23 protein-coding genes and 1 pseudogene are annotated in these 24143 nt (G+C 62.0%); 16 read left to right on the top strand and 8 right to left on the bottom strand.

Annotated features, from left to right (window positions below; genetic code table 11):
- Nucleotides 1-120: 120 nt before the first annotated feature.
- Complete coding sequence (urtA, locus tag JQ629_RS28560; RefSeq protein WP_212415450.1) at nucleotides 121-1440, bottom strand: urea ABC transporter substrate-binding protein; 1320 nt, start codon at nucleotides 1438-1440, stop codon at nucleotides 121-123.
- Nucleotides 1441-2013: 573 nt separating this feature from the next.
- On the opposite strand from urtA, the gene JQ629_RS28555 reads away from it, so the two are divergent.
- The 3 genes from JQ629_RS28555 (at nucleotide 2014) to JQ629_RS28545 (ending at nucleotide 4247) form a co-directional block, all read left to right on the top strand.
- Nucleotides 2014-3459: a DEAD/DEAH box helicase gene (locus JQ629_RS28555; protein WP_212415449.1), complete on the top strand. Its 1446-nt coding sequence runs from the start codon at nucleotides 2014-2016 to the stop codon at nucleotides 3457-3459.
- A gap of 23 nt (nucleotides 3460-3482) precedes the next feature.
- Nucleotides 3483-3767 (top strand): translation initiation factor IF-1, encoded by a 285-nt coding sequence (infA, locus tag JQ629_RS28550; RefSeq protein ID WP_025588295.1) that lies wholly within the window; start codon nucleotides 3483-3485, stop codon nucleotides 3765-3767.
- 267 nt (nucleotides 3768-4034) lie between these two features.
- Complete coding sequence (locus JQ629_RS28545; RefSeq protein WP_002714433.1) at nucleotides 4035-4247, top strand: cold-shock protein; 213 nt, start codon at nucleotides 4035-4037, stop codon at nucleotides 4245-4247.
- A gap of 119 nt (nucleotides 4248-4366) precedes the next feature.
- Here the strand turns inward: JQ629_RS28545 and JQ629_RS28540 are convergent, their stop codons facing one another.
- The 5 genes from JQ629_RS28540 to JQ629_RS28520 all read right to left on the bottom strand — a co-directional run bounded on the left by JQ629_RS28540 (nucleotide 4367) and on the right by JQ629_RS28520 (nucleotide 8511).
- On the bottom strand, nucleotides 4367-4960 hold the full coding sequence (locus tag JQ629_RS28540; protein ID WP_502753406.1) for a TadE/TadG family type IV pilus assembly protein: 594 nt from the start codon (nucleotides 4958-4960) through the stop codon (nucleotides 4367-4369).
- A gap of 63 nt (nucleotides 4961-5023) precedes the next feature.
- Complete coding sequence (locus tag JQ629_RS28535; RefSeq protein ID WP_212415447.1) at nucleotides 5024-5557, bottom strand: TadE/TadG family type IV pilus assembly protein; 534 nt, start codon at nucleotides 5555-5557, stop codon at nucleotides 5024-5026.
- Between the two features lie 115 nt (nucleotides 5558-5672).
- Nucleotides 5673-6488, bottom strand: a complete 816-nt coding sequence (cpaB, locus tag JQ629_RS28530; RefSeq protein WP_212415446.1) for a Flp pilus assembly protein CpaB — start codon at nucleotides 6486-6488, stop codon at nucleotides 5673-5675.
- Between the two features lie 156 nt (nucleotides 6489-6644).
- The gene (locus JQ629_RS28525) at nucleotides 6645-7472 is read right to left on the bottom strand and encodes a sterol desaturase family protein (protein WP_212415445.1); all 828 of its coding nucleotides are present in this window, start codon (nucleotides 7470-7472) and stop codon (nucleotides 6645-6647) included.
- Nucleotides 7473-7683: 211 nt separating this feature from the next.
- The gene (locus tag JQ629_RS28520) at nucleotides 7684-8511 is read right to left on the bottom strand and encodes a sterol desaturase family protein (protein ID WP_212415444.1); all 828 of its coding nucleotides are present in this window, start codon (nucleotides 8509-8511) and stop codon (nucleotides 7684-7686) included.
- 309 nt (nucleotides 8512-8820) lie between these two features.
- On the opposite strand from JQ629_RS28520, the gene JQ629_RS28515 reads away from it, so the two are divergent.
- The 9 genes and pseudogenes from JQ629_RS28515 (at nucleotide 8821) to JQ629_RS28475 (ending at nucleotide 17185) form a co-directional block, all read left to right on the top strand.
- Nucleotides 8821-8985 (top strand): Flp family type IVb pilin, encoded by a 165-nt coding sequence (locus JQ629_RS28515; RefSeq protein WP_192737154.1) that lies wholly within the window; start codon nucleotides 8821-8823, stop codon nucleotides 8983-8985.
- 221 nt (nucleotides 8986-9206) lie between these two features.
- Nucleotides 9207-9731, top strand: coding sequence for an A24 family peptidase (locus JQ629_RS28510; RefSeq protein ID WP_212415443.1), 525 nt, complete (start codon nucleotides 9207-9209; stop codon nucleotides 9729-9731).
- Between the two features lie 127 nt (nucleotides 9732-9858).
- Nucleotides 9859-10056: pseudogene (locus JQ629_RS37290) on the top strand (Flp pilus assembly protein CpaB); the annotation flags it as partial.
- A 158-nt stretch (nucleotides 10057-10214) separates the two neighbouring features.
- The gene (locus JQ629_RS28500; protein ID WP_212267049.1) at nucleotides 10215-11699 is read left to right on the top strand and encodes a type II and III secretion system protein family protein; all 1485 of its coding nucleotides are present in this window, start codon (nucleotides 10215-10217) and stop codon (nucleotides 11697-11699) included.
- Between the two features lie 9 nt (nucleotides 11700-11708).
- Nucleotides 11709-12458 (top strand): CpaD family pilus assembly protein, encoded by a 750-nt coding sequence (locus tag JQ629_RS28495; protein ID WP_212415441.1) that lies wholly within the window; start codon nucleotides 11709-11711, stop codon nucleotides 12456-12458.
- Nucleotides 12455-13726: a CpaE/TadZ family protein gene (locus JQ629_RS28490; protein WP_212415440.1), complete on the top strand. Its 1272-nt coding sequence runs from the start codon at nucleotides 12455-12457 to the stop codon at nucleotides 13724-13726. The genes JQ629_RS28495 and JQ629_RS28490 overlap by 4 nt, the downstream gene beginning before the upstream one ends.
- A gap of 22 nt (nucleotides 13727-13748) precedes the next feature.
- Nucleotides 13749-15218: a TadA family conjugal transfer-associated ATPase gene (locus JQ629_RS28485; RefSeq protein WP_212267043.1), complete on the top strand. Its 1470-nt coding sequence runs from the start codon at nucleotides 13749-13751 to the stop codon at nucleotides 15216-15218.
- Nucleotides 15218-16195 carry a type II secretion system F family protein gene (locus tag JQ629_RS28480; protein WP_212415439.1) on the top strand — a complete coding sequence of 326 codons (978 nt, stop codon included), beginning with the start codon at nucleotides 15218-15220 and terminating at the stop codon, nucleotides 16193-16195. The genes JQ629_RS28485 and JQ629_RS28480 overlap by 1 nt, the downstream gene beginning before the upstream one ends.
- A 9-nt stretch (nucleotides 16196-16204) precedes the next feature.
- Nucleotides 16205-17185: a type II secretion system F family protein gene (locus tag JQ629_RS28475; protein ID WP_212267038.1), complete on the top strand. Its 981-nt coding sequence runs from the start codon at nucleotides 16205-16207 to the stop codon at nucleotides 17183-17185.
- Nucleotides 17186-17417: 232 nt separating this feature from the next.
- Here the strand turns inward: JQ629_RS28475 and JQ629_RS28470 are convergent, their stop codons facing one another.
- A complete protein-coding gene (locus tag JQ629_RS28470) occupies nucleotides 17418-18245 on the bottom strand; it encodes a tetratricopeptide repeat protein (protein WP_212415438.1) in 828 nt (275 codons plus the stop codon).
- A 213-nt stretch (nucleotides 18246-18458) separates the two neighbouring features.
- Here JQ629_RS28470 and JQ629_RS28465 point away from each other — a divergent pair, with 213 nt between their 5' ends.
- Both JQ629_RS28465 and JQ629_RS28460 read left to right on the top strand, forming a co-directional pair.
- Nucleotides 18459-19841, top strand: coding sequence for a leucyl aminopeptidase family protein (locus JQ629_RS28465; protein ID WP_212415437.1), 1383 nt, complete (start codon nucleotides 18459-18461; stop codon nucleotides 19839-19841).
- The gene (locus JQ629_RS28460) at nucleotides 19834-20679 is read left to right on the top strand and encodes a C40 family peptidase (protein WP_212415436.1); all 846 of its coding nucleotides are present in this window, start codon (nucleotides 19834-19836) and stop codon (nucleotides 20677-20679) included. The genes JQ629_RS28465 and JQ629_RS28460 overlap by 8 nt, the downstream gene beginning before the upstream one ends.
- 384 nt (nucleotides 20680-21063) lie before the next feature.
- On the opposite strand, the gene JQ629_RS28455 is transcribed toward JQ629_RS28460, so the two are convergent.
- Nucleotides 21064-21711 carry a TetR/AcrR family transcriptional regulator gene (locus JQ629_RS28455; protein WP_249135337.1) on the bottom strand — a complete coding sequence of 216 codons (648 nt, stop codon included), beginning with the start codon at nucleotides 21709-21711 and terminating at the stop codon, nucleotides 21064-21066.
- Nucleotides 21712-21873: 162 nt separating this feature from the next.
- Here JQ629_RS28455 and JQ629_RS28450 point away from each other — a divergent pair, with 162 nt between their 5' ends.
- Nucleotides 21874-22848: an alpha/beta fold hydrolase gene (locus tag JQ629_RS28450; RefSeq protein ID WP_212415434.1), complete on the top strand. Its 975-nt coding sequence runs from the start codon at nucleotides 21874-21876 to the stop codon at nucleotides 22846-22848.
- A 63-nt stretch (nucleotides 22849-22911) separates the two neighbouring features.
- Nucleotides 22912-24126, top strand: a complete 1215-nt coding sequence (locus JQ629_RS28445; RefSeq protein ID WP_212415433.1) for a M20 family metallopeptidase — start codon at nucleotides 22912-22914, stop codon at nucleotides 24124-24126.
- The last annotated feature ends 17 nt before the right edge of the window (nucleotides 24127-24143 follow it).

Below are 24143 nucleotides of genomic sequence, written 5' to 3'. Positions count from 1 at the left end.
AAAGGAAGGCGGCGACATCGCCGCCTTCCGGTCTTCTCTTGGAAGTTTCTTATGGACGTCAGACGGATCCTGATCCTGTCGGATCAGATCGAGATCATGATCCTTCGGATTAGTCCGGGATCAGGAGCCCTGACCGCCGCACTTGTTGGTCTTGGTGTTGTAGTTGCCGCATTTCTTGCCAACCCAGTCGCCGATCAGGTCCCTGGAGCCGTCGAGCTCCTTCGACCATGCATCGCCGGCCACCAGACCCGGGGTCTTCCACACCACGTCGAACTGGCCGTTGGCTTTGATTTCGCCAATGAACACCGGCTTGGTGATGTGATGGTTCGGAAGCATCTTCGAGGTGCCGCCGGTCAGGTTCTTGGCTTCGATACCGGGCAGCGCGTCGATCACCTTGTCGGCGTCGGTCGACTTCACCTTCTCGACCGCCTTGACCCACATTTCGAAACCGATGACGTGTGCTTCCATCGGATCGTTGGTCACGCGCTTCGGATTCTTGGTGTAGGCCTGCCAGGCCTTGATGAACTTTTCGTTGCCCGGATCCTTGATCGACTGGAAGTAGTTCCAGGCGGCCAGATGGCCGAGCAGCGGCTTGGTGTCGATGCCGGCGAGTTCTTCTTCACCGACTGAGAACGCGACAACCGGAATGTCGGTCGCCTTGATGCCCTGGTTGCCGAGTTCCTTGTAGAAGGGAACGTTGGCGTCGCCGTTGATGGTGGAGACAACAGCGGTCTTCTTGCCGGCCGAGCCGAACTTCTTGATGTCGGCCACGATCGTCTGCCAGTCACTGTGACCGAACGGCGTGTAGTTGATCATGATGTCTTCCTGCTTGACGCCCTTCGACTTCAAGTAGGCTTCGAGGATCTTGTTGGTGGTGCGCGGATAGACGTAGTCGGTGCCGGCGAGCACCCAGCGCTTCACCTTCTCGTCCTTCATCAGGTAGTCGACCGCGGGGATCGCCTGCTGATTCGGCGCCGCCCCGGTGTAGAACACGTTGCGCTCGCTCTCTTCACCCTCGTACTGCACGGGGTAGAACAGGATCGAGTTCAGTTCCTTGAACACCGGGAGCACGGATTTGCGCGACACCGAGGTCCAGCAGCCGAATACGACGGAGACCTTGTTCTTGGTGATCAGCTCGCGGGCCTTTTCCGCAAACAGCGGCCAGTTCGACGCCGGATCGACCACGACGGCCTCGAGCTTCTTGCCGAGTATGCCGCCCTTCTTGTTCTGCTCGTCGATCAGAAAGAGGACGGTATCCTTCAGCGTGGTTTCGCTGATGGCCATGGTGCCGGAAAGTGAATGCAGCACGCCGACCTTAATGGTGTCGTCGGCCGCTTTGGCATTGGTGAACGCAGCGAGGCCCAAAACCAGACCAGCGGTCGCCGCCAGCCAGCGGCGGCGGCTCAGCGTCGCTATATCGTGGGTAAGTTGTGCAAGCATGAAATGTCATCTCCCTGACGCAGGCGTGAAACGCTGCGAAACGGCCCCAACGGCCGCCTGCGTTAACGGAATCGCAAGAACCATGCCACGGTCTGAGCACAGGGTAAGTCTATAGAACTGCAGTAGAATCTTCCGCTTGCGGAGAAAACGGCAAGAAATCTGCCTATTTTTTGGACCCAGTAAATGTATTCTTTTGCGGCAAACAGTCTATATTTTGGGCAAAATAGGCCATTTGTCTAATTTTACGGCACGAAAATTTGGCGATGCAGGGGCCAACGAGCGTGCGCCTGGCCCGGTGGGACGAGCGAATTTCCGGCTGTTTCTTAACCGCGCCAAGCATATCCGGCGATTTACCTTGAAAGCGCCGCGTTCATGTTCCATATGAGCCCCGTGACCTAGAGAATCATCAGGTCCTTGCGAGCCGCGTGTTCTGATCCCGTTCAACGGTTTCTGGCTTGCCCCTTCAGCCTAGCAAAACCGACGCCCCAAACACGCGGGTGTCTCAGACACCCCCTCGCGCGCTCCTGGCTGTATCGGCCGGGCGTCTGCCTTTTTAATGGAAAGAACCCTCTTTTGACCTCCTTTCAGGATTTCGGCCTTGCCGATCCCATTTCGCGTGCCCTCAAGGAAGAAAATTACCTCACCCCCACACCCATTCAGGCCCAGACCGTCCCCCTCGCAATGACCGGCCGTGACGTCGTCGGCATCGCCCAGACCGGCACCGGCAAGACCGCGGCCTTTGCGCTGCCGATCCTGCACCGCATTCTGGAGAACCGCGTCCGGGTGCAGCCCAAGAGCTGCCGCGTGCTGGTGCTCTCGCCGACCCGCGAATTGTCGGGTCAGATCCTCGACAGCTTCAACGCCTATGGGCGCCACATCCGCCTGACCTCGACGCTGGCGATCGGCGGCGTGCCGATGGGCCGTCAGGTCCGCTCCCTCATGCAGGGCGTCGAAGTCCTGGTCGCCACCCCCGGCCGCCTGCTCGATCTCGTGCAGAGCAACGGCCTCAAGCTGGGCCAGGTCGAGTTCCTGGTGCTCGACGAAGCCGACCGCATGCTCGACATGGGCTTCATCAACGACATCCGCAAAATCGTCGGCAAACTGCCGATCAAGCGGCAGACGCTGTTCTTCTCGGCCACCATGCCCAAGGACATCGCCGAGCTCGCCGAAGCGATGCTGCGCGATCCCGCCCGCGTGGCGGTGACGCCGGTGGCCTCCACCGTCGAACGCATCACCCAGCGCATCATCCAGGTCGATTTCGCCGCCAAAGCGGGGATCCTGGCCCAGCTCCTGAAGCAGGAGCCGGTCGACCGCGCGCTGATCTTCACCCGCACCAAGCATGGCGCCGACAAGGTGGTAAAGGGCCTCGCCAAGGTCGGCATCCGGGCCGACGCCATCCACGGCAACAAGTCGCAGAACAACCGCGAGCGGGCGCTGGCAGCGTTCCGCTCCGGCGAGATCCGCACCCTGGTCGCCACCGACATTGCCGCCCGCGGCATCGACGTCGACGGCATCAGCCATGTGTTCAATTTCGACCTGCCCAACGTGCCGGAAACCTATGTCCACCGCATCGGCCGCACCGCGCGCGCCGGCGCCGAAGGCGTTGCGATCTCGCTGATCGCAGGCGCCGAGGAAATGGGTTATCTGCGCGACATCGAGCGGCTGATCCGCGTGGCGCTGCCCCGCGAAGACCGCCGCACGCCCGGCACGCGCGATACCGCGCCTGCGCCGTCCCAGAAGCCGTCCCAGAACCGGGGCGCACGCTCCGCGCCGCGCGGCCATTCCAATGGCCATGGTCACAGTCATGGCGGCCGGTCGCATGAAGCCGCACCGGGCTCAAAAGGCCCTCGCCGTCCCCGCCGCGGAGGTGGTAATAATGCCGCGTCGCAGCCGACCCGGCATGAGTCGCCGCGTCCGGCGCAGGGTGGCAACAGCGAAGGCATTCAAGGCGTCGCCTTCTTGCATCGCGAGAGCCGCCCGAATACCCAACCCAACCGTACCCATCGGCCGCAGCGCTAGCCTCGATCGATCTGGAGACAAATATGGCTAAAGAAGAGCTGATCCAGTTCGAAGGACTGGTGACCGAAATCCTCCCCGACGCGCGCTACCGCGTGCAGCTCGACGCAGGACACGAAATTGTTGCCTACACCGCCGGTAAAATGAAGAAGAACCGGATCAAGACGCTGGCAGGCGATCGGGTCACGATCGAAATGTCGCCCTATGATCTGGAGAAGGGCCGGCTGATTTTCCGTCACAAGGATGAGCGTCCTTCGACCGGTGCCCCGCGTGGTGCACCGCCGCGTGGCGGCCAGTTCCGCCGCCGGTAACGGGCTTCCCACGACCGACTGCCATCGTGCCCGACAGATGATGTCGGTGCGCGATGGACCGGGCTTGCCCTGTTCAAAAAATCGTGCACGTCAGGATTGTTTTGGACCCCTTGATCGAATAATATTGGGCATCGATTTTCGGCCGGACGACATTAGCTATCCACCGGTACAGCCGGTTTAGACGCTGACGACCCTTCCAAAAATTCGATCTCACCAGCCCATCGAGAGGTGGGCTACGACTAGTATATCTGAGAAGGGACTACCCCCGTGAGCATGGGAACCGTGAAGTGGTTTAACGCAACCAAGGGCTATGGCTTCATCCAGCCGGATGACGGCGGCAATGACGTGTTCGTGCACATCAGCGCTGTCGAACGTGCCGGTCTTGGTACGCTGCGTGAAGGCCAGAAGATCAGCTACGAAATCGTGGCCGATCGTCGCTCTGGCAAATCTTCGGCCGACAATCTGCGCGCCGCTGGATGAGTGATTTTTCAGGACGCCCGGCGCGCCCTTGAAAATTGCTTCGAAATAACGAAAGGCCGCGCCCATGGCGCGGCCTTTTTTTTATGCGTGGCAGAGGCGCGACCCTTGCGCCGCGCGACCTAAGTAGTGGGACAGCTACCAGTGGCGCCAGCCGCAGGCGGCGGATTGAAAACGCACAGTGACTGGCGCGGACGGGTATAGGTGAAATCGCTCAAATTGATTCCTCCCTTCGCCATCACGTAACCGATAGCGGGCTTATATTTGTAGCTCACCTCGCTATAGATCAGATACGTGCCGGCGATCTTCAGCGCATTCGGTACAGTCACGGCGCCTGACGGCGGCGTAGATCCCGACGTGGCGCTCCAGATCTGACGAACGGTGAGGTTCGCGTCAACGTAGAGCTCCACGATCCTGGCGTTCACATCCGCGGCCGAATAGGGCGTCATGATGCTAGTGCTGGCATTGAATATATTAGTCAGCTGGGTCGTGGTGACCGACGTGTTCTGCGACGTCAGATCGGACAGCGTTCGCGCCACCAACGTCACCTTGCGGTCGACCGCGACGCCGGACGAGAACTCGACCGTGCCGAAAAACAGCACCAGCATCAGCGGCACGACCATGGCGAATTCGACGGCGGCGAGACCCCTGGTATCGCCGGACAGGTCGCGCGCGGAGCGCCGCATGCGAAGCCAGATTCTCGTCATCAGACTCATCGCCCTGCCTATCTTGTCTTGGTGCGTTTTCTCAACGCGAACCAGGTCAACTTCGCTCGAAGCCTAGTAAGGTTCATTCTGGAACGCGGCGGTCCCGCTCAACAGCCGCTTGCTTCCGCTCAGATTCGAGATGTCATAGCCGAACTTGGTGACCAGGATCGGCCATTCATAGAATAGCCGCACCATCACGATGTCGCCGGGTCCGCCGGGGCTGTAATTGTTGGGAGCCGCGAAGTTCTTGCTGGCGTCGATCGGGTTGGCGATGTTGACGCTGCTGAACTGCGGATAGCTCTGCACGTCGACGGAGATCTTCGCGCAATCGAACAGCGCGGCGACCTTGCCGCAGACATAGGTCTTGAACTGCGCCTGGGTGTAGGCGGCGTTCTGCGCCTGACCGGTCATGATCATGCGCGCCGAATCCTGCGTCACGGTCTCGAGCACCTGGCTGGCAAAGAACATGAACGCCGTCTCGATGATCGCAAACAGCAGCGCAAAGAACATCGGCGCGACCAACGCGAATTCGACGACGGTCGAGCCGCCCCGATTGCGGCGAAAACGGCGCAACAACTGGCTGAAAGAGCGGATATGCGACGGCATCGAAGCGACCTCAGGCGCGAGCGGAACTGCCGTCATAAGTAGCCGAAACAGATTGTCGAAGTGTTTCGCCCGATCGAAGCAGAACGACCCGCGCCGTTAGGCGGATGTTAACCCTCTACCGCCGGGCGCAAAGCGGCGTGCAGCTCAGCACGTCGGCGCTGCTGCTTCCGCGGTAAACCGTGACCAGTTTGCTATTGCCGGTTGAAGCAATAGCGGTCGTTTTGCTGTCTGCGATGCTGCGCAACGCCAGTGACAAACTCCCGCTCAGGCGTGCTTTTCCAAGAATCTCGACTTCATCAGGCGTCATTTCCAGCGTCGCCGTCTTTCCCAGCACCGCATTTTGCCCGTCTTTTTCCTTGGGGGCCTGGTCGATCGCGAGAACCCGGACATTGGTCAGAACGGTCTGGGAGGAGATGATATCGGGCGGCTGCCCCGCGCCATCGACACTCTGCTGCTTCTCGCGCTTCGACAGAATCACGTCGACGCGGTCGTTCGGCAGAATGAAGCCGCCTGCGCCGGTTTCGGCCGAGATTTCAGTCGAGACGGCCCGCATTCCCGTCGGCAGGATCGCCGCCATGAACCCTGAACCGTTCGCCTTGACCAACTTCTGCTCGCGAATCGGTTCTCCCGCGATGAACGGCATGCGGGCAATGGAGCCAACGATTTGGGTGATGGCCTCGGGCCGGTCCTTCTTGCGAATGAAGCTGCCGCTTGAGGACGATTCGGTCCAGGTCTGCCACTGCAGGTTTTCGGCGGCGACAGTCTGGCCAAGGCCGATGTCATCCTTGGCCACCAGCACATCCACCGTCGGCAATTGTGGTACTGCTGCGACCGGTGCGGGAGCTTCTCTGTCGATACCGCTCGCAAGGTATGCGGCAACACCGCCAGCACTGATTGCGATGGCCAGAACGATAATTCGGGCGGTGTTCATACGCTTTTACTCATACATGACGCAGCGACGCTTCCGGCGCTGAAGCGAGTCTAGCCGGATATAGGTCAAAGCAAGGTTAAGGGAGCGCATCGAAGTCACGTTAACAAACCCCGCTGTCGGGAACCGGACTGACGCCCGACGCTTCGCGTTCCGAACCTATTTCCTGAATGGATAGACCAGTTGCCCGGCGATCTCGGTCGGGAAGGTCGACTGATCGTCGACACCGTAATTGTCCGGCAAGCGGCCTTCGGGCATCCGGAAAGTTCCGAACAGGATGTCCCAGAGCGGAAAGGTGCCCGCGAAATTGGTATTGCCGCCCTCTCCGGGCGCGGTGTGGTGCCAGCGATGGAATACCGGGGTGGCAAGCACGTATTTGAACGGGCCGAGCGTCCAGTTCAGATTGGCGTGAACGAACGCCGAATGGAAAATGTTGAAAGGGCCAAGCCACAGCATCACGTTCGGCGAAATGCCCGCCATCAGCAACGCGACGTCGATCCCGATGGTCCCGAGCAACAGGTTGACGGGGTGAAAGCGCGCCGCCGAAATCCAGTCCACATCCTCGGAGGAATGATGGATGGCGTGGTATTTCCAGAAGCCGCCGCCATGGAACATGCGGTGCAGCCAGTACATCATGAAATCAGCGAGCACCAGGAACAGCACCGCCTGCAGCCACAGCGGCAGCGTCGACAGCGGCCCATGGCCATTGTCATAGAAGGCGATCAGTTCGTCGGCGTCATGAATTTGGAACACCAGGGCGGCGCCGAGCACCAATAGCCCGATCCGGAACACGCGGGCGAACAGCGGCACCAGGAACCAGTAAGCGAGGTCGGTCACCAGCTCGCGCTTGCGCCACCACGGCCGGCCGGGATTGCAGGCCCAGAAATGCGCCAGCACCGAGAACACCAGCGCCAGGGCGATCGTCACCGGCACCACAATGGCCATCGTCTGGCCAAGCATCTCGACGATTTCCAGGCCCAGGAACATGCCGCTTCTTAACACCTTGTGCGATCTGCCGCTCCCGCAGAACTTGATTTCTGCAGGGCTCAGGCGCGCAGCGTGCCGCGATCGGATTGGGCGGTCAATTCCGTCGTGAGGAAAACTTCCGGCAGAAACCCGCCGGGCCACCGCGCCAGATCTTTCCGGCCATGGTTCACCCTCGGATCAAGTCCGAGGGCATGCTTTCCTCGAACGCGCGCTACTGTCGAAACGGATAGGCCAGTTGTCCGCCGATTTCGGCCGGCACCGACCGATCTTCGACGCCGTAATTGTCAGGCAGCTTGTTTTCCGGCATCCGGAACGTTCCGAACAGAATATCCCAGAGCGGGAAGGTGCCGGCAAAATTGGTATTGCCGCCCTCTTCCTGCGAGGTGTGATGCCAGCGGTGGAACACCGGCGTCGCCAGCACATATTTGAACGGGCCGAGCGTCCAGTTCAGATTGGCGTGGACGAAGGCCGAGTGGAAGGTCGTGAACGGCCCGACCCAGAGCATGATGTTGGGCGAGATGCCCGCCATCAACAGGATGACATCCACCATGATCGTTCCGATGAACAGGTTGACGGGGTGAAACCGCGCCGCGGAAATCCACTCGAGATCTTCCGAAGAATGATGGATCGCGTGGTACTTCCAGAAGCCGCCGCTGTGAAACATGCGGTGCAGCCAATACAGCATGAAGTCGGAGGCAACCAGGAACAGCAGCGCCTGCACCCAGAGCGGAAGCGCGGCCAGCGGCCCGTGACCATTGTCGTAGAATGCGACCAGCGCGTCGACGTCATGAATGTTGAAGACAACACCGGCGCCAAGCACCAATAACCCGATGCGGAACACACGGGCGAATACGGGAACGAAGAACCAGTAGCAGATGTCGGTGATGAGTTCGCGCTTGCGCCACCACGGCTTGCCGGGATTGCAGGCCCAGAAATGCGAGAGCACCGTGAACACCAGGGCGAGGCCGATCGTAACCGGCACCACCTTCGCCATGGTCTGGCCCATCATCTCGATGACTTCCAACGGCATACCCGACATGACGGCCTCGCTTGATGGGGAGACCCAAGGGGGTATCACCCTCGCGCTTAAGGAGCGGTGAATCCGGCAATGATTCAGGCGGTCCGCGGCTGCGACAGCAAGGCCCGCAATACTACGCGCATTTTATCAACTGGCTTAATTCCGCGTTTACTCTGAGTGAGAACAGCGAGTTCCCCGCCGTTTTACGCAATCGAATTAACTGCGCCGCAATGGTCGGCTTTTAGGGTGACGTCATGGTCACGGTGCTGAGAACGCCGGCGAGACCAAATGATAGTTCGACCAGCCACGTGTACACAGGAGTTATCTATTATGAAGAATCTCGTTTCGCGTTTCGTCAAGGATGAGTCCGGCGCGACTGCCATCGAATACGGCCTGATTGCCGCCGGTATTGCGATCGCGATCATCACCGCCGTTCAGGGCGTCGGCGGCAAGCTGTCGACCAACTTCGGCACGATCTCGACCTCGCTGAAATAAGCGATCGTCGCAATCTGCTTCAAAGGCCCCGGGGTCACCCGGGGCCTTTGTCGTTTGCGCGACTTAGGGGTCGTTTCCGAGACGCGGGGTTTTTGCGGGGTCCGTCTCGTGCGGGCCGTTTTCCGATTGTTCACTTCTGGTCGATAGGTTCGCCGGATGCTGGAACGTCTTCTTTCAGGTCTTCCCGGCCTTCGCGTTGGCAGCACGGGCTGTGTGAATCCATGATCCTCGATATTGCCCGCCTCATGCTGTTTCCGGCCCTGATGGCATTCGCGGCCGCGAGCGACCTTTTCACCATGACGATTTCGAACCGGATATCGCTGGCCCTGGTGGCCGGCTTTCTGGTTCTGGCGCCGCTGGGCGGAATGGGCCTGAACGATTTCCTGATGCATCTCGGCGCCGGCGCCACTGTCCTCGTCGTGGCCTTTGGCTGTTTCGCGATGGGCTGGGTCGGCGGCGGCGATGCCAAGGTCGCGGCTGGGGTAGCGCTCTGGTTCGGCTTCGATCACCTGCTCAACTATCTGCTCTATGCGTCGCTGCTCGGCGGCGCCCTGACGCTGCTGCTGCTCTATGCCAGGCAATGGCCGCTCCCCCGGCCGCTCACGGGCCAGGCCTGGCTGCTCCGCCTCCACGACAAACAGACCGGAATCCCCTACGGCATCGCGCTCGCGATCGGCGCGTTGATGGTCTATCCGGAGACCCAGTGGATCAAGTCGATCGACGTCACGCACCTCGCAATGCATTGATCCTTCGAACGGTAACGCACCGTTAAGGCAATTTACTCACGCCTCATTAACCATGCTTTGACGAATAGCTGGTCAACTCCCATCACGGCGGCGGAAGCGTCGCGGCGTAATGTGGAAAGTGAAGCGTATGAATACCGCTCGCATTGTCGTTTTGACCATCGCCATGGGCGCTGGCGGCACGGCCGCAAATCCGGCCAGCGGATCCGACCACCAGCCAGCCGCGCCCGAGCCGGCCGCGCAGCTGCAGACCATCGATATTCTGGTCGCCAAGGGCGACATCGGCCTCGGTCAGTCGCTCAAGCCCGAGGATATGCAATGGCAGAGCGGCACGCTGTCGCTGGCGCTGCGCAGCATCGCGGACATCAACATGGTCGAGAACAAGACGGACGGCCAACCCATCCGGCGCGGCGACAGCATCAGCCTCGTCAGATACGGCGTGGCCAGCCAGCAGTCGATGCAGAAGTGACCGAAAGGACGCACGTTATGAAGTGCAGGGGAAATCAGCCGATGCTGCGGACATTTATCGTCCGCGCCCTGTCGTTCTCGGCGGTCGCAGCGCTGACGCTCAATCCGGCCCTGACGCCGGTCAAGGCAAGCGACTATCGCGCCGCGGCGCCCGCCGCCATGGACGGCCAGATGAACGCGCGCGCGGTTTCGCTCGGGATCGGAAAGTCGATCGTGATCGACCTGCCGCGCGACATCAAGGACGTGTTGGTGGCCGATCCGAAGATCGCCAACGCCGTCGTCCGCTCCTCCCAGCGCGCCTACATCATCGGCGCGGCGGTGGGGCAGACCAACATCATATTCTTCGATTCGGCGGGCCAGCAGATCGCGGCCTATGACATTGCGGTCACGCGCGACCTCAACGGCGTGCGCGCCGCACTGAAACAGACGCTTCCGAACTCGGACATCCGTATCGACGGCGTCGGCGACGGCGTGGTGCTGACCGGCACGGCGGCAAGCCCGATCGACGCGCAGCAGGCCTTCGATCTGGCCTCCCGCCTCGCCGGCGGCACCGACAAGGTCGTCAATTCGATCGCCGTCCGCGGCCGCGACCAGGTGATGCTGAAGGTGACGGTTGCCGAAGTCGCGCGCAACATCATCAAGCAGATGGGCATCGACCTTACGGCCAGCATGACCTACGGCACGGCGGTGGTGAACTTCAGCAACGCCAACCCGTTTACCGCCTATGGCCGCCCGCTGGTCGCAGCTAACGCCGCATCGGGAACGTTCGGCGGCGGCAACGTCCCGTCGGTGACGGCTACCCTTCGCGCCATGGAAAGCGCCGGCGTGGTGCGGACGCTGGCCGAACCCAATTTGACCGCTATTTCCGGTGAGTCCGCCACCTTCATCGCCGGCGGCGAGTTTCCCGTTCCCGCAGGCTATTCCTGCGACCCGGTCACGCGCGTCTGTACGACCCAGATCCAGTTCAAGAAGTTCGGCATTTCGCTCAATTTCACGCCGGTCGTGCTGACCGAAGGCCGTATCAGCCTGCGGGTGATGACCGAGGTATCCGAACTGTCGAACGAGAACTCGATCACGCTGACCCAGTCGGTGAGCTCCACGAGCACCAACTCGCTGACCATTCCCTCGATCAAGACCCGCCGCGCGGAGACAACGCTTGAAATTCCCTCGGGCGGCGCGATGGCGATGGCCGGCCTGATCCAGGAACAGACCAAGCAGGCCATCAATGGCTTTCCGGGTCTGGCGCAATTGCCGGTGCTCGGCACGCTGTTCCGCAGCCGCGACTTCGTCAACAGCCAGACCGAGTTGATGGTCCTGGTGACGCCCTACGTGGTTCGCGCGGTGGCGCAGAAGGATCTTTCGCGCCCCGATGACGGATTCGCCAACGCCTCCGATCCGCAGACCGATCTGCTCGGCAGCATCAATCGCGTCTACGGCGTTCCGGGCCGCAGCAATGAGCCGGGACGGAAATATCGCGGCACCTACGGCTTTATTACGGACTGAGGCGGGACGATGACACGACAAAGCACATCCGCAATAACCGCCGGCCGCAAGCGCGCTCTCCGCCTCGCGGGAGCGCTGATCGGTCTGGCCGTGGTGCTGGGCGCCTGCAAGCACACCGACCCGGTGGCGACCGCAAGCGTGCCGGACGATTATCGCCTGCGCCATCCGATCGCGATTCAGGAAGCCGATCGCACGGTGATCGTATTCGTCGGCCGTGGCCGCGGCGGACTTTCCGCGAACCAGCGCTCCGATGTGATGGGAATGGCCCAGACCTGGCTCAAGGAGGGTACCGGCGGCATCACCATCGACATGCCCACCGATACGCCGAACGCGCGCGCTGCCAGCGAATCATTGCGCGAGATCCAGGCGACGTTCGCCGCCGCCGGCGTCCCGCCGCGCGCGGTCGCCATACGCCAGTATCGTCCCGAGGACCCCAGGCACATGGCGGCGATCCGGCTGACCTATCCGAAGATCTCGGCCACCGCCGGTCCCTGCGGCCTGTGGCCCGACGACCTCGGACCGTCCGTCAACAACAGGGGCTATTTCGAAAACAAGCCCTATTACAATCTCGGTTGCTCCAATCAGCGCAATCTTGCCGCGATGGTCGATAATCCGTCGGATCTCGTGCAGCCGCGTGAGGAGACGCCCGCTTATACGCCGCGGCGCAACATCGCCTTCGACAAATATCGCAAGGGTACGTCAACCACGACCACCTATCCCGAAGCCGACAAGGCCAAACTCAGCGATACAGGCAAATGATCAGCTACTCGCGCCAGACCCCCGAACAGCAGCCGGACGGCCCGCCGCCGTCGACGGAAGATCACATCGCGCCGGCGCCGCGGGTGTCCGTCCAGGCATTCTGCGAGACGGTGGAAACCGCTGCCGCCGTGCAATCGGCCGGCGAAGACCGCCGCCTCGGCAAGGCTCATTTGAAGATCCAGATGGGCGGCATGGCCGCCGCCATCGAGGCCTATCGCTCCGCGCCGACACCGAACGTGATCATTCTGGAAACCGAAGGCCGCAACGATATCCTGCTCGGCCTCGATCAGTTGGCCACCGTGTGCGACGCCGGAACGCGCGTGATCGTGATCGGCCGCATCAACGACGTCACGCTGTACCGCGAGCTGGTGCGCCGCGGCGTCAGCGACTATGTGATCGCCCCGGTCACCGCCATCGACGTCGTCCGGGCGGTCTGCAACCTGTTCTCGGCGCCCGAAGCCAAGGCGGTCGGCCGCATCATTGCCGTGGTCGGCGCCAAGGGCGGCGTCGGCTCGTCCACCGTCGCGCATAACGTCGCCTGGGCGATCGCCCGCGATCTGGCGCTGGATTCGGTGGTCGCCGATCTCGACCTCGCCTTCGGCACCGCCGGCCTCGACTACAACCAGGACCCGCCGCAGGGCATCGCGGACGCGGTGTTCTCGCCCGACCGGGTCGATACCGCCTTTCTCGACCGCCTGCTGTCGAAATGTACCGACCATCTCAGCCTGCTCGCGGCGCCAGCGACGCTCGACCGGGTCTATGATTTCGGCGCCGACGCTTTCGATGCGATCTTCGATACGCTTCGCACCACGATGCCCTGCATCGTGCTCGATGTTCCCCATCAATGGTCGGGATGGACCAAACGCGCGCTGATCGCAGCCGACGATATTCTGATCGTGGCGGCCCCCGATCTGGCCAATCTGCGCAACACCAAGAACATCTACGACCTCTTGAAGGCGTCGCGGCCGAACGACCGCGCGCCGCTCTACTGCCTCAACCAGGTCGGCATTCCGAAGCGCCCCGAGATCCCCGCCAGCGAATTCGCCAAGGCCATCGAGAGCCAGCCGATCGCCACGATCCCGTTCGAGCCGCAGATGTTCGGCTCGGCCGCCAACAACGGCCAGATGATTGCGGAAATCTCCGCCAATCACCGGACCACCGAGATGTTCCTGCAGATTGCGCAGCGGTTGACAGGCCGCGGCGAGACCAAGAAGCCGAAGGGGTCGTTCCTGTCGCCCCTGATCGAGAAGTTGCGGGCCAAGAAGTAATCCGTCCGCGTGGAGTACGATCGTGTTTGGTAAGCGTAGCGGAGACAACGACACGCGGGCGCCGAAGCCCGCCATTCACGCGCCGGAACCCTCCGGCGTGGCGGCCGTTTCGCGCGAAATGGCCGCGCCGACCGTCTCTTCCCCGCCGATCGCGCCCTCGAAACCGCCGCCGGCGCCCGCCATGGAAGCGCGGCGCTCCGACAATTATTACCAGGTCAAAGCCACGATCTTCGGCGCCCTGATCGAGGCGATCGACCTTGCCCAGCTCGCCAAACTCGACGGCGAGTCGGCGCGCGAGGAAATCCGCGACATCGTCAACGAGATCATCGCGATCAAGAACATCGTGATGTCGATTGCCGAGCAGGAAGAGCTGCTCGACGACATCTGCAACGACGTGCTCGGTTACGGTCCGCTGGAGCCGCTATTGTCGCGCGACGACATCGCCGACATCATGGTCAATGGTGCCGGCACGGTGTTCATCGAAGTCGCCGGCAAGATCCAGAAGACCGGCATCCGGTTTCGCGACAACCAGCAACTGCTCAACATCTGCCAGCGCATCGTCAGCCAGGTCGGCCGGCGCGTCGACGAATCATCGCCGATCTGCGACGCGCGTCTGGCCGACGGCTCCCGCGTCAACGCCATCGTGCCGCCGCTGGCAATCGACGGGCCCGCGCTCACCATCCGCAAATTCAAAAAGGACAAGCTGACCCTCGAGCAGCTGGTCAAGTTCGGCGCGATCTCGCCGGAAGGCGCGGAAATCCTCCAGATCATCGGCCGCGTCCGCTGCAACGTGCTGATCTCCGGTGGCACCGGCTCCGGCAAGACCACGCTCTTGAACTGCCTGACCCAGTTCATCGAGCATGACGAGCGCGTCATCACCTGCGAAGACGCCGCCGAGCTTCAGCTGCAGCAACCGCACGTGGTGCGGCTGGAAACCCGGCCACCCAACATCGAGGGCGAAGGCCAGGTCACGATGCGCGAACTGGTCCGCAACTGCCTGCGTATGCGGCCCGAACGCATCATCGTCGGCGAAGTCCGCGGACCCGAGGCGTTCGACCTGCTGCAGGCGATGAACACCGGCCACGACGGCTCGATGGGGACGCTGCACGCCAACAACCCGCGTGAAGCCCTGTCGCGCTGCGAATCGATGATCACGATGGGCGGATTTTCGCTGCCGTCCCGCACCATTCGCGAGATGATCTGCGCCTCGATCGACGTCATCGTGCAGGCCGCGCGTCTGCGCGACGGCTCGCGGCGCATCACCCACATCACCGAGGTGATGGGGATGGAAGGCGATACCATCATCACCCAGGACCTGTTCCTGTATGACATGATCGGCGAAGACGCCAACGGCAAGATCATCGGCAAGCATCGCTCGACCGGCATCGGACGCCCGCGGTTCTGGGAACGCGCACGATATTATGGCGAGGAGAAGCGGCTCGCGGCCGCGCTCGATGCCGCCGAAGTCACAGCTGAACCCGGAGCACGCTGATGTCCATTCAAGCGCTCGCACTGGCTTTTCTCGCATTCACCGCGATCGGCGGCATCGCCTGGGTCTTCGTCTACCCGATGCTGTCCGGCGAGAAGAAAGCGGAATCGCGCCGCGCCTCGATCGCGCGGTCCGAACCCGCGGCAGCGCGTCAGGCCGACAAGAGCCAGCGCTCACGCCGCGAACAGGTCGAGGGATCGCTCAAGGATCTCGAGTCGCGCCGGCTGAAGGAAAAATCCGTTCCCCTGAGCACGCGCATCACCCAGGCCGGACTTTCCTGGTCGACGCAGAAGTTCTGGGTCATCTCCGGCGTCCTGGCTGCGGTCGCCGGCTTCGCCGCGTTCAGCGTCGGCGGCGGCGTTTTGGGCGCCGTCGGCATGGCCTTCGGCGCGGGCTTCGGGCTGCCGCGCTGGCTGCTGGGCTATCTCAAGAAAAAGCGCGAAAAGGCATTTTTGAAAGCGCTGCCGGACGCCGTCGACGTCATCGTCCGCGGCATCAAGGCCGGACTGCCGCTGTTCGAATCGATCAAGGTGGTCGCGGCCGACTCGCCGGAGCCGCTGAGGAGCGAGTTCCTGGCCATCATCGAGACCCAAGCCATCGGCATGCCGCTCGGCGAGGCCTGTGCGCGTCTTTATGAAAGGATGCCGGTGCCGGAAGCCAACTTCTTCGGCATCGTGATCGCGATCCAGCAAAAATCGGGCGGCAACCTGTCGGAAGCGCTCGGCAACCTTTCGAAGGTGCTGCGCGACCGCAAGAAGATGGCGGAGAAAATTCAGGCGATGTCGATGGAAGCCAAGGCCTCCGCCGCCATCATCGGCTCTCTGCCGCCGGTCGTGATGGTGCTGGTCTGGATTACAACGCCCGAGTACATCTCGCTGCTGTGGACCGACCGGCTCGGCCAATTCATGCTTGTGTGCTGCGTTGGCTGGATGACGATCGGCGTCCTCGTGATGAAGAAAATGATCAACTTCGACTTCTGACGGTGTGACATGGTTGAGTTCCTCATAAACAAGATGCACGACGCCCGGTTCATGACCATGTTCCTGGCCGCCATTGCCGCGACCCTGACCGCCTACACGCTGGTCACGCCGCTGTTTGCCGGCGAAGGCCTCGCCAAGCGCATGAAAGCGGTCGCCAGCGAGCGCGAACGAATCCGGCAGCGCGAGCGCGACCGTCTTGCAAAAACGGAAAAAGTATCGCTGCGCCAGAGCCCGAAGCAGCTGGTATCCAAGGTGGTGGAAGACTTCAACCTGACCAAATGGCTGGCACAGGAAGCCGCGCGCGACAAGCTGATCATGGCCGGCTACCGCGGCCACGCCCCCTACGTCACATTCCTGTTCGCCCGCGCGGTGACGCCGATCGTGCTTTTCATCGGCGCGGTCCTCTACGTCTTCGTGATCACGCACATGGACAAATCGATGCCGGTCAAGATCGGCATCTGCGTCGGCGCGGCCTATTTCGGGCTGCAGGCGCCGATGCTGTTCCTGCAAAACGCGATCACCAAGCGCCAGCTTTCCGTCAAGCGCGCGTTCCCCGACGCGCTCGACCTGCTGTTGATCTGCATCGAGTCCGGCATGTCGGTCGAAGTCGCCTTTCGCAAGGTCTCCACCGAAATCGTCTCGCAATCGGTGGCGCTGTCGGAAGAATTCGCGCTGACCACGGCCGAACTGTCCTATCTGCAGGACCGCAAGGTGGCCTACGAGAACCTGGCGAAGCGTACCGGCCTCGACGGCGTCAAATCGGTCTGTCTGGCCTTGCAGCAGTCCGAACGCTACGGAACGCCGCTCGGCCAGAGCTTGCGCGTGATGGCGCAGGAAAACCGCGACATGCGCATGAACGAGGCCGAGAAGAAGGCGGCCGCCTTGCCGCCGAAGCTGACCGTGCCGATGATCCTGTTCTTCCTGCCGTGCCTGTTCATCGTCATTCTCGGGCCGACCTACATCAAGCTGCAGACGACGACGATCCTCTGACGATTCTCTAAGCATCATCGGTTCTGATCGAATCAGTACCGATAGCTGCTTTGGCGCGCTTTCTACCGCAGATAAGCACGCAAACCGCGTAAACTCGATTGCTGTGCGAACCGGCAGCCACCCCGGATCGAGTCCGGGGAGCATGCTCCGCTCGAAAGCGTTCTAAATCGGGATTAGTCCGGCGGAAAATCTGGATTGAGCGGTCCGGGCCGATCGGTCCGCCGCGCGGCTGTCAGTCGGGCCGGTTGAGCGCGGCCACCGGGACGGTCTTGCCGCCGCGCGGATCCTTGCGGCTCAGCATTTCCCGCAAATAGGCCACGTTCGCCGCGGCCTCCTCGGACGGCAGATCGCCCTTGGCGATGGTCTCGGCCTCGGCGAAGCGACCCTGCAGGCCGACCACCAGCGCCAGATTCTGCCGCACCCGCGCGTCCGCCCGCGGATTGCCATAGGCCCGCCGCAGCGTCGCCTCGGCGTCGGGCAATTCGCGCGTCAGCATGTAGGAGAGGCCGAGATTGGACAGCACCGACGGTTCTTCCGGCGCGATCTTCAGCGCGCTGGCGTAATAGCGGCGGGCTTCGTCGTGCTTGGCGAGCTTGTCGAGCACGGTGCCCTGCACCGAGAGGATGCGCCAGTCGGGATTGTCGGGCGAATGGGCGCGGCTGAGGACGTCGAAGGCGGCTTGCGAATTGCCGTTGTCGGCGAGCGCACGGCCATAGCCGGCGAGCAGCGCCTTGTTGCCGGGATGAGCGATGGTTGCCTGTTCGAGAACGGCGGCGGCCTGCGAACGCTGGCCCGAGGCACGCAGCGCCTGGCCATAGGCCAGGGCGGCATTGGCATCCTTGGGATTGGCGCGATAGCGCTCGCCATAGACTTCGACGGCACGACGCGGATCGTCGGGAATGGCGGGAGCGGCGGCGCTGCTGGACTTCTGGGTCAGCGCGCCCGTCACATCGGACATGGTCTGGCAGCCGCCAAGGCCTGCGGCCAAAATCGCCGTCACGGCCGCGGAAGCGAGAAACCGGGCAAGATTGGGCCGGACAAGGCTGGATGATGGACGCATGGCACTTCAACTCACGATTTCGGGTGGAGCCGAACACGCCAGCAATAGTCTGTTAACCCTAACGGCTGGTTAATCGGCAGGCGTGAGTTGCGGCTCTGCGTTGGGGCCCCGGCGGATTTTCACCCACAATTTTGCAGCTTCACCATTGAAGTCACACGAATATCCTGCAAGCTCGGCAGCTGACCGAGCCCGCTCCTTTTCCGCGAGACCAGCATGAATTCCCCGTTCGAGACCGCGCCCGCCGCCTCCAGCATTCCGATTTATTTTGCCACCAGGGCAACATGGGCCACGGTCAGCAAGGAGCTTCCTCCACACGCCCAGCAATTTGCTCTCGCCAACGATTTTTCCGCCAAGCCCGGCAAGTGCCTGACGCTCCCCTCGCCCGACGGACAGATTGCGCAGGTCATCTTCGGTCTCGAGGAGGAAGGCAGCAAATCCCGTGACCTGTTCCGGCCCGGCGCGCTGCCCGGCCTGCTGCCACCTGGCGTCTATCGCTTCGCCAATGCGCCGCACGACACGCGCCTTGCGACGCTCGCTTTCGCGCTCGGAAGCTATCGCTTCGGCCGCTATCGCAAGGCGGACCGCCCCGATGTTCGGCTGGTGCCGCCCGATGGCGTCGACATATCAGACATCACGCGGATGGCGGAAGCGGCCTCGCTGGCGCGCGACCTCATCAATACGCCGTCGAACGATATGGGCCCGGAAGAGCTGGCGGCAGCCGCCGAGCAACTCGCGGCTCGCTTCGGCGCAAGCTTCAAGGCCATCGTCGGCAACGAACTGATCGAGCAGAATTTCCCGCTGATCCACGCCGTCGGCATGGCCTCGACGCGCGCGCCGCGGCTGATCGATATGAGCTGGGGCGATCCTGCGCATCCCAAGGTGACGCTGGTCGGCAAAGGCGTGTGCTTCGACACCGGTGGGCTCGACCTGAAGCCTTCCAGCGGCATGTTGATCATGAAGAAGGACATGGGAGGTGCGGCCAACGTGCTGGCGCTGGCCCAGATGGTGATGGACGCGAAGCTGAAAGTCCGGCTGCGGGTGCTGATCCCCGCGGTCGAGAACGCGGTGGCCGGCAACGCCTTCCGTCCGCTCGACATCTTCAAGTCACGCAAGGGACCGACGGTGGAAATCGGCAACACCGACGCCGAGGGCCGATTGGTGCTGGCCGACGCGCTGGCGCTGGCCGACGAGGAAAAGCCCGATCTGCTGGTGGATCTCGGAACGCTCACCGGCGCGGCGCGGGTCGCACTGGGGCCGGATTTACCGCCCTTTTACACCAATGATGAGACGCTGGCGCAGGACGTCGCGCGTTTCGCCAAAGGAGAGCAGGATCCGTTGTGGCGCATGCCGCTGTGGCCGGCTTATGATTCGTGGCTGGATTCGAAAGTCGCCGACATCAACAACGCGCCGTCGGGCGGCTTTGCCGGGTCGATCACCTGTGCGCTTTTCCTGCAGCGTTTCGTCACCGACGCCAAGAGCTGGCTGCATGTCGATATCTACGGCTGGACGCCGTCGGCAAAACCCGCACGACCCGAAGGCGGCGAATGCCAGGCCGCGCGCGCAATCTACAAACTGTTGAGCGAACGCTATGGATGATCCGCGCCTGACCCCGGCACGCCCGGACCTCGCCGCCAAATATCTCGAGGGCAAGGTCGAGGCGGCGCGCTTTGTGACCGGCGAGGCATTCTCTGTGGTCGAAGCAATCGCGCCGCTGCGCGAGGCGCCGGCCGGCGATGCCGCGCTGCTGACGCAGGCGCTGAAGGGCGAGCGCGTCACGATCTACGACCGCAACGGCGAAGGCTTTGCCTGGGGCCAGCTCGACAGCGACGGCTATGTCGGCTGGATCCCCGATGCCGCGCTCGGCAAGCCAGCGGCCACACCAACACACAAGATCACGGCGTTGCGGACCTTTGCGTTTCGGGCCGCCTCGATCAAGCAACCGCCGCGCGACACGCTGTCGATGGGGGCCCTCGTCACCGTGGCGCGCGAAGACGGCGCGTTCGCCATCACGCGTGAAGGCTGGTACCTGCCGCGCCGGCATGTCGGCCGCCTGGACACGATGGAGCAGGATTTCGTCGCGGTCGCCGAACGCTTCGTCGGCACGCCCTATCTGTGGGGTGGCAAGAGCAGCCTTGGCATCGACTGCTCCGGCCTGGTGCAGATCGCACTCAACGCCGCCGGCACCGGCTGCCCGCGCGATAGCGACATGCAGCAGGACGGACTCGGCCGGGCGCTATCGCCAGCGGAAATGAAGAAGTTACAGCGCGGCGACCTGATCTTCTGGAAGGGTCACGTCGCAATCGTGCGCGACGCCAGCACCATCGTCCATGCCAACGCGCATCACATGGCAACGGCGATTGAAGGCACGCTCGAAGCCATCGCCCGCATCAAGGCCGCGGGCAGCGACGTCACGTCGATCAAGCGGCTGGCGTAAACTTGCTTCACCTCTCCCATCGGGAGAGGTCGAATTGCGCAGCAATTCGGGTGAGGGGTTGAGGTCCCCCGATAGTCCAGAGCCCCTCACCCGGCGCTACGCGCCGACCTCTCCCCGATGGGAGAGGTAAGACCGAGGGCCTTTTGGCCGGTACCGCAGGGCCAAAATCAAAATCTCGAAAACAACCCCATGCAAACAAAGGAACCCCATGCAAACAAAGGATAAATTCGATTTGAGAAATTGAGGTATTCAGATACTTAAAATACGCAAATGAGACAGATTGTTCCATCGTCACGGCCCAACCTGATCTCCTCCCGCTCTAGCGGTGAGCTTTCAGGAGGTTGTCCATCTAGTCCGGACCGAGGAAGCTGAGGTTACGAAGCTTCAGTGTACCGGCGCGCCGAAGACCTTGATGTACAATTCGCGCACCGCGCGGAGGACTTCCTTTTCCTTGAGGCCAGTGACGCTCATGATGGCGTCGTGCAAGACGCCATCAGTCCCATGGTAAAGCAGGCGCGCCATGAGTTCCGGCTCTGAAAGTTTGATCTGACCGCTGTCGACGCTGTCGCGCACCGCAGCCGATATCCGCGTAATGACTTTCTCATTGATCCGACGGCAAAACTCCAGGGCCTGCGCATCGGCCGACCTGTAGATGACACGATGGAGTTCCGCATGTTGAAGAGCGTGTCCGACCAGCTGCTCGAAGATCGTCCATAGGACGGCGTGCCAGTCGCGTTGCTTTCCGTCGTCGGCAAGCGCCGTCTCGGTAATCTTGAGGAAGCCCTCGACGTATTGCTCCCACAGACTGCCGACGATCTGGTCCTTCGACTTGAAGTATAAATAGAACGTACCCTTCGATACGCCCGCGCGCGCGGTGATGTCATCGACCGTCGCATTCGAGATGCCCTTTTTTGCAAAAACACTGCGCGCTGCTTCCAGCAATTCGCCTTTGCGTTCCTTCGGACGTTTGGTCGGTCCGGTTGATCGCGCTGCCACGTCTCGGCTTCCTTCCTGTGAGTGCCAACAAATCATAATGACCAACAGTCATAATCTCTTGACACAAACTGACCGCCGGTCATAATCCGGCGAATACAAACTGACGACCAGTCATAATTCATCGCAGCGACGAATCCAACAGCCTGACCGCTGCGGGAAGCGCCGGCTGCTGGCCGATGCAAACGGATAGGGAAACGCATGAACGTGGAGAGCTTGATTTGGATGGCAGCCGGAATCGCCGGTATTGGTTCTGTTCTGGCGCTGGTTGGTTACCTCAAGCGCGAACCTCTGCCGATGAACGACGCCACGCGGAAGCGGGCACGCGGGTCATTCCTGCTGTTGTCGCAGGGGACGACGCACTATCTGGAAGAAGGTGCAGTCGACGGCGAAACCGTCGTGCTGGTTCCGGGGGCAACGCTGTCGCTCTGGATCTGGGATGGGTTGGCCGAGCGCCTTGCAGCCGCCGGATACCGGGTCATTCGCTATGACCTGCTCGGCCGTGGTTACTCCGATCGGCCCAGGATCGTCTACGGACCGGATACATTTGATCGTCAGCTCGAAGACCTTCTCGCCGCGCTAAACGTGAAAGCGCCGGTCCATCTGGTCGGACTCGCATTCGGTTGTCCGATTATTGCCGAATTCGCACGCCGGCATCCATCGGCGGTCAAGCAACTCTGCCTTCTCGCGCCAGATGGATTTGGCGTGGCGCTATCCTCCTCAAAGCGCTTCGTGCATCTGCCCCTTATCGGAGCGTATTTCTTCAGGCTCGTTGGTGACAAAACGCTGGAGCAACGGCTGGCGGCATATTCACCGGATCCTGCGGTGATCGAGCGCGTGCGCGCGCAATATTTGCCCGAACTGAAATTCAAGGGCTTCAAGCGCGCGCTGCTGTCGTCGATCCGCAACATGCCGATTCACGATGCGCGGTCGCTTTACCACAAGGCGGATGCGCTTCTCAAAACGACGTTGATCTGGGGCAAGGCTGACCGGGTGACACCCATGCCCGACGAGTCTGAACTCCTGAGCGTATTTCCCAGGGCCGACCGTGTTCTCCTCGACGGCATGGGCCATCTGCCGCATCACGAGCAGCCGGATTTGACGGCGAGCATGGTTCTAAAAGCGCTTCGCGGCGAAGTGGCAGCTACGGCATCGACCAAACAAGCATTCGCATAGGTGGGCAGCGCGGTTCAATCGCGCACCCAGACCCAACCCTCCCCGTACCTGGAGATTCTTCCGATGACCATCGATGCCTTGAAGCAGGAAGCCTGTGATCTGATTGACGACCTCAAGACCGATCTCCTCGGCGTGAGTCACAAAATCCATGCCACCCCCGAAATCGCTTTCGAGGAACGCTTCGCGTCGCAACTGCTGTGCTCGGTTGCGGAGTCCGAGGGCATCCAGATGACGCGGGGCGCTTATGGCATCGAAACAGCCTTTGCCGGAGACTTCGGCAAAAGTGATGTACCGCGGGTCGCGCTGATATCCGAATACGACGCGCTACCCGGACTCGGGCACGCCTGCGGTCACAACGTCATCGCAACGGCAGGGCTCGGCGCCGTCCTTGCGCTTCACCGCATGAGAGAACGGCTACCCGGCGCCGTCAGATATTTGGGGACGCCTGCCGAGGAGCGTGGCTGCGGCAAGGAAATCATGGCGCGCAACGGCGCATTCGATGGCGTTGAAGCCGCGATGATGGTTCATCCTGCAGGCATCAACGTCAAAGCTCTCCGCTGCATCTGCATATCGGAGGCGACGATCGTCTACACGGGACGCGCGGCGCATGCCGCGGTGTTTCCCGAAATGGGGCTCAACGCGCTCGATGCCATCACATTGTCCTATCAAGCGATCGCGCAACTGCGACAGCACATCCGGTCCTCGGAGCGCATCCACGGCGTCATCACCGCGGGCGGCGTCGCCCCGAATACCGTTCCCGATTCGACGACCGCCATCTATTTCGTGCGTGCGGCCGATGCTGAAGCGTTGGCGAAACTGAAGCCGCGCGTTCAGGCCTGCTTTGATGCAGGGGCGCTGGCGTCGGGTTGCACGGTTGACGTTCAATGGTCTCCGGTCGATTACCTCGACATGGTTGTCAACGAGCCTTTGGCTGATGCTTATGTCAGCAATGCGACTCGACTTGGCCGCTGCGAATTCGTCCCTTACGAGCGGCTTCCACTCGCCGGCTCCGATATGGCGAATGTGAGTCATCGGGTGCCGGTGCTGCACCCGCTCATCTCCATGTCACCCCCAAATGTCATGCTGCACGATCCCGCGTTTGCAACATGGGCTCGTTCCGAGGAGGGCGACAAGACAGCCATTGATGGCGCGAAAGCGCTCGCCATGACGGCGATCGACTATTTTTGCAAGGCTGAGCTCCGCGAAGATGTTTCAAACGCGTTCAGGCAGACGGCTTCTCACCGGAAAAAAACGCTCGCGATCGTTTGCGGGCGGTAAAAAAGAGACGAACTTCA

This window comes from Bradyrhizobium sp. AUGA SZCCT0222 (assembly GCF_018130205.1).
Classification (GTDB): domain Bacteria; phylum Pseudomonadota; class Alphaproteobacteria; order Rhizobiales; family Xanthobacteraceae; genus Bradyrhizobium.
This window is presented reverse-complemented; position numbering and strand designations above follow the sequence as displayed.

Coding starts and splice junctions, on each gene's coding strand:
- JQ629_RS28460 (WP_212415436.1), top strand. CDS start 19,834: ATGGATGATCCGCGCCTGACCCCGGCACGCCCGGACCTCGCCGCCAAA.
- JQ629_RS28480 (WP_212415439.1), top strand. CDS start 15,218: ATGTCCATTCAAGCGCTCGCACTGGCTTTTCTCGCATTCACCGCGATC.
- JQ629_RS28520 (WP_212415444.1), bottom strand. CDS start 8,511: ATGTCGGGTATGCCGTTGGAAGTCATCGAGATGATGGGCCAGACCATG.
- JQ629_RS28445 (WP_212415433.1), top strand. CDS start 22,912: ATGACCATCGATGCCTTGAAGCAGGAAGCCTGTGATCTGATTGACGAC.
- JQ629_RS28490 (WP_212415440.1), top strand. CDS start 12,455: ATGATCAGCTACTCGCGCCAGACCCCCGAACAGCAGCCGGACGGCCCG.
- JQ629_RS28475 (WP_212267038.1), top strand. CDS start 16,205: ATGGTTGAGTTCCTCATAAACAAGATGCACGACGCCCGGTTCATGACC.
- infA (WP_025588295.1), top strand. CDS start 3,483: ATGGCTAAAGAAGAGCTGATCCAGTTCGAAGGACTGGTGACCGAAATC.
- JQ629_RS28510 (WP_212415443.1), top strand. CDS start 9,207: ATGATCCTCGATATTGCCCGCCTCATGCTGTTTCCGGCCCTGATGGCA.
- JQ629_RS28470 (WP_212415438.1), bottom strand. CDS start 18,245: ATGCGTCCATCATCCAGCCTTGTCCGGCCCAATCTTGCCCGGTTTCTC.
- JQ629_RS28465 (WP_212415437.1), top strand. CDS start 18,459: ATGAATTCCCCGTTCGAGACCGCGCCCGCCGCCTCCAGCATTCCGATT.
- urtA (WP_212415450.1), bottom strand. CDS start 1,440: ATGCTTGCACAACTTACCCACGATATAGCGACGCTGAGCCGCCGCCGC.
- JQ629_RS28450 (WP_212415434.1), top strand. CDS start 21,874: ATGAACGTGGAGAGCTTGATTTGGATGGCAGCCGGAATCGCCGGTATT.
- JQ629_RS28495 (WP_212415441.1), top strand. CDS start 11,709: ATGACACGACAAAGCACATCCGCAATAACCGCCGGCCGCAAGCGCGCT.
- JQ629_RS28540 (WP_502753406.1), bottom strand. CDS start 4,960: ATGAGTCTGATGACGAGAATCTGGCTTCGCATGCGGCGCTCCGCGCGC.
- JQ629_RS28535 (WP_212415447.1), bottom strand. CDS start 5,557: ATGCCGTCGCATATCCGCTCTTTCAGCCAGTTGTTGCGCCGTTTTCGC.
- JQ629_RS28525 (WP_212415445.1), bottom strand. CDS start 7,472: ATGTTCCTGGGCCTGGAAATCGTCGAGATGCTTGGCCAGACGATGGCC.
- cpaB (WP_212415446.1), bottom strand. CDS start 6,488: ATGAACACCGCCCGAATTATCGTTCTGGCCATCGCAATCAGTGCTGGC.
- JQ629_RS28515 (WP_192737154.1), top strand. CDS start 8,821: ATGAAGAATCTCGTTTCGCGTTTCGTCAAGGATGAGTCCGGCGCGACT.
- JQ629_RS28500 (WP_212267049.1), top strand. CDS start 10,215: ATGAAGTGCAGGGGAAATCAGCCGATGCTGCGGACATTTATCGTCCGC.
- JQ629_RS28455 (WP_249135337.1), bottom strand. CDS start 21,711: ATGATTTGTTGGCACTCACAGGAAGGAAGCCGAGACGTGGCAGCGCGA.